This is a genomic window from Runella limosa DSM 17973 (assembly GCF_000482465.1).
In the GTDB taxonomy this organism is placed as follows: Bacteria; Bacteroidota; Bacteroidia; order Cytophagales; family Spirosomataceae; genus Runella; species Runella limosa.
The window spans coordinates 1-12,216 of the sequence record NZ_AXVJ01000066.1 but is presented as its reverse complement, the minus strand read 5'-3'; the positions used below and the strand labels follow the sequence as shown (position 1 = coordinate 12,216).

Sequence of the window (12,216 nt, the reverse complement as noted above, 5' to 3'; positions counted from 1 at the left end):
ATATGCCAATCAAACCAAACAATCAGAAGAAGCCGTTCCATACGACGAAACCGAAAAGATAATTTCAGCTCTGCTTTCCGAAAATGCGTACCTGAAAGGACAATTGCAACGGTACGTCCTTGAAAATGAGCAATTAAAGGGAAAATTATTGAAGAAATAAAAAAATGTTCATCATGTTGAAATAAATCTGCGTACTTTGTAAAAAAGATACGCGCTCGCTTTTTGAATATGACTGACTTAAAATTACAAGCCATACTCCAAAAGATGCTTAATGATTTGGGCGATGAATCAAATCATTATATGCTCATGGCCAATTATTATGAACATACCTCAACAGAAAAAGCTAACGAACGTTGGTATTTAGCCAACATCTATATTCACAAAAATGCAGTTGCCAATGTGTTTATTGATGAAGACAGTATCAGCTTGGGAGTTAGATTAAATCCTGACAATCTTTATCAAATTGATGAAATTAAGATGAAGGTTGACCAGATTTACCGAATTCGAAAGAACAAAACAGGCGGCATATTTAACACTGAAGATGATATATATGTAGAACTGTCTAAATTAAATTTTCCTGCTTTCAACTAATTCGCTTTCCCTTTAAAGTCCCAATTTCGTTGCTGCATTGTGTTGTTTTATGTCTTCGATCCGGGTGTATCGTTGAATCATCAAACTCGTTTTGTGTTTACTTTGCCGCATGATTTCCGAATCATCTGCCCCGTTGATTTTGGCAATCGTGATAAAAGATGCTCGCAGCGAATGAGCAGAGTAACGTTCTCCAAAATACTTCTTAACTGTCTCATAAACAGTCATATCGTTTAAACGTTTGTCTGTAATTTTATCGCCTTTACGCACCCTCACAAACAAAGGACCAGTTGTGTATTCTAAACGACTTATCCAGTTTTTTAACGTTCGAATGGGGCAAAAATCGGCTTCTGGGCTAAAGAAAAAAGCTTTTTCTTCGGCCTCCCCATATTGATTCGTTTTACTTTTAGATAAAGAAATAACCGCGCCATCGTCACTAAAATGTATGTCCTCAATATTCAGACTTACCAACTCTGAACGTCGATAGGCCCCAGCAAATCCCAACAAAATCAAGGACTTATCCCGTAGCCCTGCATTGGTCGTGGTATCAATTTCGCGTAAAATATTTTTGAGCTCTCTCATCTTAAACGCAGGAGCTTGCTTCTGGCGCACACCATTCGTTCGCTTGATTCCTTCCATTACTGCTCGAAAAGCCCTGTCTTTGGTTGGTAAATCATAGTTGCTCAATTCATGAAGTTTACGAATTGCCGCCAATTTTCGGTTGATACTTGCCCACTTATGAGTATCAGCTAAATGTGACGCATAAGCGGCCAAGGTAGCCGCAGAGGCAGGCATTTCAACTTGACCATTCTCCGAACACCATATCCTAAAATACTTTAAATCAGATTGATATGCGCGTTGGGTGTTGGCAGACCCCTCTAAACCCTTACGGGCGTAGTCAGCCATTTTTTGGGAAAGCACCTCCCCGACGTGCAAAGGTAAGCCTTTCTCAGTTTTCAATACCTCACTGTTCATCACCATCACTTTTTTTGTACCCATTCCATTTTTCCCAATCTGCTGGATGTAATAAGCCTTTGATATATTCATCCATCCCAATATCACGCCGTTCCATCACATGACGGCGAAAAGGCCAAGCGGATTTAGATGCTTCAAATCCTTGCTCTTCAAAATGTTTTCTTATATTTTCGGGAAGCCCTTCAAGCCATTCTTCAAAATCTTCTATCGTCTCTTCACCCCTGGCAAGGCTCATATAACGATAGCAAGCATTCCCGAAATTCATAGACAGCAGCCAAAAATCGAAATTATCATCACCCTTTGATAATAAGGAATCTATTTGATTCTCTCGTATCTGCAAGGAGGGGTGTTTTACATAGATAAGCTTTTCAAGTTCTTCTCGGGTCATAATTTTTAGTTTTTTTCAAAATTACAGATTATCTATGATAATTAAACCTTATCATAAGTAATAAAATTATTCTTATAGCACTTGAACTGCTTTTCGTCGATTTGCCCAAACATAACAACCTCTGTCGTCATACATCCGAAAGGCTTTGTCAGAGTTATCTTGAAACTTTCCAGCCCGCTAAAAGTTGGACACAAATTAGGGTATAACTTTTTAGCGGACTAGATTTCACAGTCTCTGTCATTTGAGAGCCACTTCAAGCTTCTTAATAGAATTGCCAACTTGCCAAATACTGTGCTAACCGCTAATTATTGGACACGTAAATGATAGAAAGTTAGAGACTTCAAGCACAGATTTTTGTCTTATTTTGAGTTAAATTTTTCATGTCTGAGGTGGTTCAATTTAGCGGCACAGTGAATTTGTCAGGTTTTTATAATGCTCATTTTCAAATTGTTCAGGGCTTTTGTATCCCAGCGAGGAATGCTTTCTTATCCGATTATAGTATATTTCCATGTAGTCGAAGATTTCTGTGTGTGCATCATGGACACTTAAAAATGCTCCACCCTCCAATAATTCCGCCTTTAAGCGGCTCCATAACGACTCGGCAAAAGCATTGTCGTAAGGATCGTCGACCCGGCTCATACTGGGCCTAATATGCCACAAACTTATCAATTCTTTTAACTCAGTAGATACATATTGCCCACCTCGGTCTGAATGAATGATTAATCCTGCTAAAGGCTGTCGCATTTGTAAAGCACTGCGCAGCGGAGTAATAACCAGTTCATCTTCCATGGTTTGACCCACTCGCCATCCTACTACTTTGCGCGAAAAAAGATCCATCCAGGTTGCTAAGTATGCCCACTAACCGTTAATCAGTGGCAAATAAGTGATGTCACTGACCCAAACCAAGTTAGGAGCTGTGGGCAACGTTTGCCCTAAAAGCAAATTTGGCCAGTAACCTTTTCCATGCCTGCTATCAGTTGTCCGCGGCACAAACGATTTTGGCTGAATAGCCTGTAAACCAACCCGTTTCATTATTACCCTTACTTGATAACGGCCAATTAAGTACCCTTTGTCTTTCAGCTCGGCTATAATTCGCCTACTGCCATATCGTCGTTTATGCTTTGCAAAAACTTGTTCCACCAGTTGCTGATTGTTTTCTTTTTCAGCATTTAATTGATAGCTGGCACCCCGCAGATACCGATAGTAAGCTGTGCGGCTTAAGCCCAAGACTAAGCAAAGAGTTTCAACGCTGAAGTCCCCAGCCAGACATTTTACCAGCTCATATCGTTGTCTCAAGTCTGTTGACTGAAAATGCTCAAGGCTTTTTTTAAGATATCACGTTCAACTTCTAACTGCCGAACACGTTGTTGAAGACGTTGATTCTCCAGAAGTGTGTCGGAAATCTGTCCGAGCAGGAGTTGTTTTTCTTCCCCTTTGGTACGTTGTTTCCATTTGTATATCAGTGCTTCACTTATACCCAAAGCCTGAGATACATAGGCCACACTCTGGCCGTTGGTAATCATTTTAAGGACTTCTGCCTTAAAATCTGCGTCGTATTTACGACGTTTGAGGGATTGTCTTTTAGATTGCATGATCTTGCAAGTTAAGCAAGTTCACTGTGCCGATTTATTAGACCATCTCAATTATCTCCCTCTAAGGAATCGTCACCGCATTAGAAACATAGCGCAGATTTAATAGCCTATCATATACGTCAACATACACGGATGCGGGGGCGGATATCCCAGTAACTCTTGAAAAAGCAAGACCAGTCATTGAGGCTGCGTTTGAAAGTGTACAGAAATAGCTCAACTGCTGCCCTGTAGTCGCATCATAGACATACACCCAAGTTCGGGCGGTATTGGTAGCCGTTCCGCAAAGGGGCAAACTTGGCGCAGCAGCAAACAACGAATTAGGAAAAACGGAATGATTGGAAACACTCAAACCATAGGAGGTATAGTTTTGGCCATTGGCCGTAAAATTCGATGTCCCCGTAAACTGTAATGCGGGGGCTTGACTAGGGCAGCCTTCTATTGTTATTGTAAAAGGCTGAGTGCTGTTTACTTTAAATCCAGGTTGTAACAAGACCGCCCGCCCTGCAAAGTATTTCGTATTATTCACCACATTGGCTTGGCTTGCAATAATTTGTGATGCCTGATAAACTCCTGCGGGAAGCGTAGCAGTGCTGTGGGTAAGGGTAGATGCACAAGGAGGGCTGGCGGTATCAATGGTTGAAAGTGTAGAAACCGAATAAGCACTTTCATTCCCAGTACTACATATTGCCTTCACTTGCCATTCGTAGGTACTGCCTGTAACGAGGTTGAGGAGTGTTGTTGATAAAACTCCTGTAAAAGTGCAGGGAATGACGGCGGTTTCTGTCCAAGCGGTACTGCCCTGAATTCGATAACGCACTACATAATTATACCCTGCTATACCCTGCCAACGAGGCTGAAAGGATTGCGTAGTTCTATTGCTCCATTGCATTCCTGTAGGTGTAGTACAAGTACCCGTCGAAACCGTCACCGTACAGATTCCGCGTGTCGTACTTTCGCAATTATTGAGCGTACAACTTGCATAGTGTGTGGTGGAGGTACTCAAAGCTACCGTCACATAGGGGTTACCTGTGAAGAGCAGTGTTCCTCCCGTGGTGGCATCGTACCACTTGACACTGCCACTGCAATTGCTCGCCGTCAGTGTAGCAGTTTGGCCACTGTTGATACTGACCGAGTTGATAGTAGGCGCAGCAGGTGGAGTACAAGACGACGGAGCAATCAGCACGGCAAAATCTTCGGCTCTCCCTGAACCGTATTGTACAGAACCCGTAAGACTACAAGGAGAAATGCCCACCTGGTCAATCATTACCCTCATTCTCAAGCCCGTATTGGTGGTGGCAGTGGTAGGAATAACAATACTACCTGTATGAGTTGCTAAAAAAGAAGTACCATTATAGACCAATTCCCCCGCGTCGGTAAATAGGCCGTTATTATTAAAGTCAATGTAAATACGGGCTTGTACGGTGTTGTTATACAAAGATTTAATGGTAAACGGGTAACTGTTTCCCGCTTGTAGATTTACTACGGCTACTGAACAGGTGTAATCACCGTAATTACTTCCAATCGCATTGGTAGATTGTCCACCTGTCCGATTGAGACTCGCAAACGAAAACTCCGAAATTCCGAAGTAAACACTCAATCCATTGGTAGCCGTGGGTGTGCAGGCGGTTTGGCTTACCACAGCAGGGCGAATCGTAGCCGTTACGGCTTGGCGCGGGCTTTCGCCGCAGGTAGTAGTAGTGCAAGTGACGTAATAGTTGGTGGTGGTAGTAAGTGATGGAGTCGTATAAGTGGCAGATGTCCCCAACGAACTCCCCCCGCTTGCTGACGAATACCAATTGTAAGTACCAGAACAGGAAGAAGCGGTAAATGTAACCACTCCAGACCCACAGCGCTCCACGGCATTAACAACAGGGGGCGAGGTAAGTCCCGTTAAAGCTTTGGAGGCAAGCCATTGGGAGCGATAGCTCACCAATGAATTACGCATCCGTTCTATCTGCTTAGGTGTGAATCGGTCCCAGCAAGGACCATTGTAGGACATAAAATTTCGCAATAGTTTACCGAATGCTACGCCCGAGCACTCGTTGATGCTCGTTTCGGAATTGGCAGCATTCAAACAAAAGGTTGTTGATTTATGAGGGTCGGTATCGCTGATTAAATCCCCTTGTGTATCGGGGTCGGTATTGGGAGGACACTGAGTCCCGCCGTTGTCTCCTTCAAAGGTATGCCTTAGATTCAAACAGTGCCCCATTTCGTGTGCAGTCAACCCATACCAATAGGCTTGGGCATCTATTACTAAGTAACCGCTCAAATACCCAGCGTATGCTGCTGCGCCGTTGAGTTTATGCACCAGTTCAATAGTGATGTATTCATCGCGGTTGTTCCAAGAGTGAAGCGCCCGTAAAGCTTGGAGCGTTGTATTGTCACTGTTATTCAAGCCATTGGCCGCATACCCAGCTACACCACTGGCATTAACGCGCACAATTCCAGAGGTAGAACTACAATTAGCATCGTATTTGGCGAGTTCAAACTGGATTTTGGTATCGTTCAGCCCTGTAAAAGCCCCTCTTGCTCGAAACGCATCGTTGAGTTTAGCCAGTTCGTCGTTGAGTTTGGTATCTGAAAGATTAGAACCCGTACCAACTGATTCACCTAAATGATATACCACAAATACAACGGGCAAAGTAAATACAGTGTTAGGGTCGGCGGCAGAAAATTGAGTAGCAGCCATCTTACGCGCGTTTGCTTCTAACCTACTAAATTCGTTTACTCCACAAATAGAGGAGTTCTGACCCATTGCATTTAGGCTCCCCATAAAGAGTACTAGTACAAAAAATAAAATTCTCATATTCATGCAGTTAACGTGTTTACAGACTTTGAATAATTTCTGGTTGGAGACCTGTTGTCTCAAATATTTGCGTGAAACCAATTCCTTGGCATTTTATAGAACGGGCTAACATAGCTAGTTTTTTCTCTTTTCTTGGTGCTATAAAAATCGTTGTAAAAAGACATAATTATGCTTGTTTGTTGCAATAGGATTTGCTTCTTTTACCATTAGACTATTTTTGTTTGTAGTACTGTATAAAAATCACTGTTTCGATTACGCTTTCGCCTCGAAATTCCCACGCGCTCGTGGGTACACATAACAATCTCAATGGGAGTATATTCCAAAACATATCTAGTGTTAAGCAGGTATGACTTGTTGGGTCGTACAAAACCTTGATGAGTCAGTAACTGTTCATAGTACTTGAGAGTTTTGCTTAAGAGTAGTATCTGACCATCAATAAGATGACAGAATGTGTAATTTTTACATCCTCGTAAAAAAACAATTTGGGTAATAGCTATAGAAAGCCTACATAACTGTAGATAAGTATCGGAAGAAAGTGGTCGAGTTTCTGGCTGGGCAGTCATCTTGTATAGGTCAAAAAAGAATAACGACCTAAACATACAAAGTAAAAGAAGTACTAAATTGGTTTTGTCAGACAGATGGCAGATATTTCGAATAAACTGCACATTTTAGGTTATTTTCAGTTCTCTACTAATTACTTTGAATACGATATTCCCTACAAATGATGCGAAAAACAAACCAAAATAAAGGTCATAATTAAAGATTAAACGAAAAATATTTACTCTTGCTATACATAGGCAAAAAAGATGAAATTTATCATTAATTTATTGTGGATGTTTGGGTTAGGTTTTACTTGGGTGGGGCAATGCCTCGCTCAAGACTTCCCTATTGTAAAATATACTACCCATGAAGGTCTATTACAAAATCAGGTCTTGTGCTTACACAAAGACAGTAGAGGGTATATATGGTGTGGTACGTGGTTTGGACTAAGTAAGTTCAACGGCGAAACTTTTGAAAACTACACCGAGAAAGAAGGTTTTTGGAATGGGCCTGTTTTTGATATTGATGAAGATGAGAAAGGATACCTTTGGGTAAGTGCAGGGACACATTTGGCACGTTTTGACGGAAAAACGTTCAAGAAGTGGTTATTGCCTTCTTCAGATGGGTTGGGGACGATTATTAAAGGGCCTAAAGGTGCGATACAAATGGTTATCAATCATCAATTACATCAAGTAGAAGGTGATACAATACTCCCTGTTAGACTTCCTAATTTACCCAAAGGATCATTATTAGGAGCGTTGTATCATTCTAAAAGTCAGAGCTATCTACTTGATATAAATAATATTTTATATCAATATCGTCATGGAAAACTTAATCAGTTCACGCCAAAGCCTGAAATGGCACTAGCATTTGATCTTTTAAATAATCAAGTCATTATTATTAATCAATCTACTAATCAACAAGTCCATAGTTACTGGGACAGTCAGCACAAAGTTGTTCCCTTTTTACGAATCGATTCCAAAGGAATAAACATTCAAAACACGCTTCAATTCCCTTATTTTTTTACTCACCAAGAAACACTGTATTATATTCCAGCAAACAGTAAGCAGGTACTTAATATGGGGAAAAACCCACCTTTAGCTCATAATTTGTCATTTCTTAATCAGTACAACACGGTGCCCTATTATTTGCCTACCGAGAAAGGGTTGTGGAAATTAATATCAATCAATGGGTTTCGGAGTTTTACGAATCAGCAGGTACCCAATGCTTGGAGTGTAGTAGAAGATGGTCAGAAAAACCTGTTCTTTTTAAATTATGAATTAGGAATTCAAAAATACGATGGAGACACACTGGTCAATCTTTCTTCTACCCCTTTGATGAATCTTGTAGAACGACACCGAAAAACTCTTCCCAAACCTTACCAATCTCTTTTTCACTTCAAAAACCAATGGTACTATCGGGCAATCAGGGATGAAAAGGGTGCTTTGTGGTTGCCAGAAGCTAATGGAGTTTTTCGGTATGACGGAACAAAATGGTTATTTTTTCGACCAAGTAAAATTAATAGTATTGCATTTTGCCTTAGCGAGGACAAAAAACGAGGGAAGATAATTGCGGCAAGTAACAAACATGTATATACGATAGAGACGACTCCCCCTTTCCGCACGGATTCGCTTAGAGGACAATCCCCCTTGTTTGATGACCTTGTGATGAGTTCAACGGTTTCTACAGATGGGGACTATTGGTTTTCTGGGTTAGGAGTCGAGCGTTATAACCCTGAAAAGAAAGAGTTTAAAGCGTACACCAAAGCCAATAGTAAGCTCCCTGTAAAGGGCGGTGGAGTGTTGTACACGGATTGGCAAGGGACAGTTTGGTTAGGGGGACGAGGTAAAGTTTGCCGTTATAACCCCAAAACCGATGCCTTTGAATTGGTGCTAGAAGGGTATTTTTCCAAACTTATACAATGTATTGAACAAATTGATAATGACCACTTGATGATAGCCGATGCGTATAATTTATATGTATTAGATTTAAAACGATTTAACCAAGAAGGTCGTGTGATAATGAAATGCTTCAATCATCATAATGGGTTTATGGGCTTAGAGCCAGGTCAGCTGGGTAGTTACCGAGATTCTCGTGGACGTATTTGGATTACCTCAAGTTCTGTTTTATCGTTTTTTGATCCAACAAAATTGGATTTAACCATAAAACCCTTACGAACGTTCATTACTCATGTTAACGACGAGAGAGTCTCTTTTAATCAAAATAATGCTCCTATCAAACTTGCCTTTGGTGAAAACGATGTAAGGGTAAAAGTGGAATCTATTGGGGAAGATAGGCCCTTCCGCTCGCGATTTAGCTATCGTTTACTGGGAGAAAACGAAACGTGGTCGCCCTGGACAGAAAATGATGAAATCAATTTAACAAACCTACCTAATGGTACGCACACCTTACAAGTTCGCTCGTGTACAGGAACTTTAGAGTCAACTCAATCAAGCATCAGTAGCGTTCAGTTCACAACTTCGGTTTATTTTTGGAAATCTCCCAATTTTTATTGGTACGCTAGTTTGGTTGGACTTTTTTTGACGGCTATACTTGGCATATTATGGTGGAGAGATACTCGAAAATCGAATCAGCTTTTTATTAAACAAAAACAAGTGGAAGAACGGGAACGACAAATGCGATTGCTTCAAGCTCAGACGATTCAATCGCAGATGAATCCACATTTTACTTCTAACACGCTTGCAGCCATTCAAAAGTTGATCTTAAGCCATGATGCAGAAAAAGCAAGCGATAATTTAATAAAAATGGGTAGGCTTACACGCGCTTACCTAGAAGATTCACTTTTCAAAGATGAAACTACCCCGTTTGCAAAAGAAATTTCGCTTTCACGAGAAATTGAATTGCTGAAAATGTACATCCAACTAATGCAATTACAGTACGAAGGACGTTTTGAAACTCGATTTGAAATAGAAGGTTCGGTCAATACAGATAATTACCGTTTGCCTCCTTTTCTAATCCAGCCCTATATCGAAAATGCCATTGTTCATGGACTTCTGAACAGTTCACGTTTGGGAATGTTAAAAGTTAATTTCTTTACTCTTCCTGATGAAACCATTATTTGCAAAGTAGAGGATAATGGGATAGGCCGTCAAGCGGCGGCTGAACTTCAGAAGATTAAACCTCAACAAAAAAACTCTGTTTCTACTACACTTACTATGCAGCGTGCACATTTGTTGAATCTTTTGGGCTATCAGATTGAAATACATACCGAAGATGCAATAAAAAGTTCAGGCACGATTGTGACTATTCGTATAAATCATGTCTAAACAGCATCCACTCATGAATATAGAGTTACTATTAAATGAGTCCCCTAATTCGGAAGAACTTCGTATGTTACGAACTGTCATTGTTGAAGATAATTCTGCTGAACGAGACAATGTTTTATCGTTTTTAACACAATTATGCCCTAATGTAGAGGTTGTTGGTGTAGCTTCTGAGATGAACGAAGCTATTAGGGTAGTCGTTGAGACAAATCCAGATTTATTACTGACAGATGTGCAGATTACGGGAGGTTCATGTTATCAATTGTTGGAACAATTGCGTCATAAAAACCAACTAGATTCACTAAGTATTATTTTTATGACTGGACATTATGACTTCAATAATGCCACTCAGGCCTTTAAATATGCTGCGGTTGATTTCTTAGTAAAACCTTTTAGCGCAAAAGAATTACAAGCAGCAGTGGTAAAAGTGGCAAAGCAGAAAGAGCCCATCCAAAATTATGAACAATTAAGTCTTTTAATAGATTTTCTCAACTCCCCCCAAAAAAACTCAGAACGAATCGCAATTACGCTCATTGGGGGTAAGATTCAGATGATAGAGCTTTCGGATATACTTTATTTGGAAGCGAAAGCGAGTATGACCAACTTTTGGTTGGCTTCAAATACTCATGCTGTAGTGGCCAACAGAAATCTAGGGCAGTATGTCGATATTCTTCAAAACGATGCACGCTTTTTTTCAATCAGTAATAGCTTGTGTATCAATCTTGATTATTTACAAACGTATGACCATGGGGAGCAAACGGTAAAACTTAAAGGATGCCCTCAAGCACTCTACGCCTCACGTCAAGGTGGACAGCGTTTAAGACAGTATTTGAATACACAAAACAGTATAATAAATAGTAAAATAGAACCTTTAAAAAGTTTTTTCAAAGGATTGTTTGGGAAGTAATATTTTACCTATGAGTATTAAGAATACTAATTCCCCCGCCTTCATAACTAATTAAATGGGTAATAAAAACATAATACTAATTTTAAAGATTAATTGCGTATTTTGATGTAAGGGTATTTAGTAAGTTTAATTACATTTTCTAAGTTGTCAGCAACCTTCATTAGGGCCTCACAGACACGCTCTTGTGCTTGTTGGATAGTGTCAAAAACTTTGTTAGCAAGTTCTTTTCTCATCTCTTGAAAAAACCTTTCAACAGGGTTCAACTCGGGACAGGCCGTAGGCAAGTGTTGTAAAACTACTAAAGTATCTTTTGTTACTTTGCTTTGATGGGTTGTTGCTCTGTCAGCAATCAACAAAGTAGTTCGGTTAAGGCATTGGTTAAATTCTTTGATAAATAGGGCAAAACATTCCATGTTCATGTAAGGCAAAATCATCGCAAAAACCTCTCCCGTATATGGCTTGAGGGCTAAATAAAGATATGAAAACTCATAACCTATTTTCACGGGGGCCTGCGGCCGATGCCCTTGTGGTGTCCATTTTCGTTTGTTTTCGGTACGAGTGCCAAATCGCATTTCGTCCTCAAAAAACACGGCTTGTTTATAATCACTGGTCAGTTCATGGAAGTTTTTTTAAAAGCTTCCATGCCTTCTTTGTCTTGACGGACATTGCTAGGACGACCTGTTTTTAGTTTGATTTTGAGCCTTTTGCACAGTAAACTGATACCACCAAGGGTGTAAGTTACTTGCAGGTTATTTTCAAGCCACTCTTGAATATCGGCTAAACTATTGGCTTGGTCAGTCTTTAAATAAGTTCGTAAAAGACTCATTTGAACACTACTGAGTTTGCCGAAATAGGTTTGACGACTCAAATCCAGAAGAAGGGTAAGCCCTCCTTGTCTGTATAATTGCCATAAATTTTGGCTCTGACGTTCTTTCAGACCTATTAATGCTCCTGCTGACTTTTGAGATTTTACTTCTTGCGTCTTCAGAGCATAGAGATACTGCAAGCGATCCCGATGAATCGTTAGTTTTTGTTTGCCCATCAACTCTTTTAATGTGTCGGGGCTTTCTGATATTGCTGTTGCGTAGTCCATAAAACAAAAATATAAATACGCAATCAAAATTTAAAATCAGTAT

11 protein-coding genes and 2 pseudogenes are annotated in these 12,216 nt (G+C 40.3%); 3 read left to right on the top strand and 10 right to left on the bottom strand.

Annotation, left to right across the window (positions count from 1 at the left end; all coding sequences use genetic code 11):
• Window positions 1-228: 228 nt before the first annotated feature.
• Window positions 229-591, top strand: a complete 363-nt coding sequence (locus K339_RS0108050; RefSeq protein ID WP_028523153.1) for a hypothetical protein — start codon at window positions 229-231, stop codon at window positions 589-591.
• A gap of 12 nt (window positions 592-603) precedes the next feature.
• Here the strand turns inward: K339_RS0108050 and K339_RS0108045 are convergent, their stop codons facing one another.
• The 8 genes and pseudogenes from K339_RS0108045 to K339_RS38085 all read right to left on the bottom strand — a co-directional run bounded on the left by K339_RS0108045 (window position 604) and on the right by K339_RS38085 (window position 6,912).
• The gene (locus tag K339_RS0108045; RefSeq protein WP_028523152.1) at window positions 604-1,587 is read right to left on the bottom strand and encodes a tyrosine-type recombinase/integrase; all 984 of its coding nucleotides are present in this window, start codon (window positions 1,585-1,587) and stop codon (window positions 604-606) included.
• Complete coding sequence (locus K339_RS35820; RefSeq protein ID WP_051397876.1) at window positions 1,553-1,951, bottom strand: hypothetical protein; 399 nt, start codon at window positions 1,949-1,951, stop codon at window positions 1,553-1,555. Before K339_RS35820 ends, K339_RS0108045 begins: the two co-directional genes overlap by 35 nt.
• A gap of 72 nt (window positions 1,952-2,023) precedes the next feature.
• Window positions 2,024-2,098 (bottom strand): annotated as a pseudogene (locus tag K339_RS38090) (DUF3885 domain-containing protein); the annotation flags it as partial.
• Between the two features lie 252 nt (window positions 2,099-2,350).
• A pseudogene (locus tag K339_RS37840) lies at window positions 2,351-2,797 on the bottom strand (IS3 family transposase); the annotation flags it as partial.
• Window positions 2,798-2,809: 12 nt separating this feature from the next.
• Window positions 2,810-3,247, bottom strand: a complete 438-nt coding sequence (locus tag K339_RS37835) for an IS3 family transposase (protein ID WP_157607518.1) — start codon at window positions 3,245-3,247, stop codon at window positions 2,810-2,812.
• A complete protein-coding gene (locus K339_RS0108030; protein WP_028523151.1) occupies window positions 3,244-3,543 on the bottom strand; it encodes a transposase in 300 nt (99 codons plus the stop codon). Before K339_RS0108030 ends, K339_RS37835 begins: the two co-directional genes overlap by 4 nt.
• Before the next feature lie 61 nt (window positions 3,544-3,604).
• Entirely contained in the window at window positions 3,605-6,232 is a 2,628-nt protein-coding gene (locus K339_RS35815; RefSeq protein ID WP_028523150.1) for an Ig-like domain-containing protein, read from the bottom strand.
• A 323-nt stretch (window positions 6,233-6,555) separates the two neighbouring features.
• Complete coding sequence (locus K339_RS38085) at window positions 6,556-6,912, bottom strand: LytR/AlgR family response regulator transcription factor (protein WP_169731827.1); 357 nt, start codon at window positions 6,910-6,912, stop codon at window positions 6,556-6,558.
• 243 nt (window positions 6,913-7,155) lie between these two features.
• Here K339_RS38085 and K339_RS0108020 point away from each other — a divergent pair, with 243 nt between their 5' ends.
• Complete coding sequence (locus K339_RS0108020) at window positions 7,156-10,176, top strand: sensor histidine kinase (protein WP_028523149.1); 3,021 nt, start codon at window positions 7,156-7,158, stop codon at window positions 10,174-10,176.
• Between the two features lie 13 nt (window positions 10,177-10,189).
• Window positions 10,190-11,080 carry a LytR/AlgR family response regulator transcription factor gene (locus K339_RS0108015; RefSeq protein ID WP_169731826.1) on the top strand — a complete coding sequence of 297 codons (891 nt, stop codon included), beginning with the start codon at window positions 10,190-10,192 and terminating at the stop codon, window positions 11,078-11,080.
• A gap of 89 nt (window positions 11,081-11,169) precedes the next feature.
• Here the strand turns inward: K339_RS0108015 and K339_RS0108010 are convergent, their stop codons facing one another.
• Both K339_RS0108010 and K339_RS0108005 read right to left on the bottom strand, forming a co-directional pair.
• The gene (locus tag K339_RS0108010; RefSeq protein WP_157607516.1) at window positions 11,170-11,670 is read right to left on the bottom strand and encodes an IS630 family transposase; all 501 of its coding nucleotides are present in this window, start codon (window positions 11,668-11,670) and stop codon (window positions 11,170-11,172) included.
• Between the two features lie 20 nt (window positions 11,671-11,690).
• A complete protein-coding gene (locus K339_RS0108005) occupies window positions 11,691-12,173 on the bottom strand; it encodes a helix-turn-helix domain-containing protein (protein ID WP_028523146.1) in 483 nt (160 codons plus the stop codon).
• Window positions 12,174-12,216 lie beyond the last annotated feature (43 nt).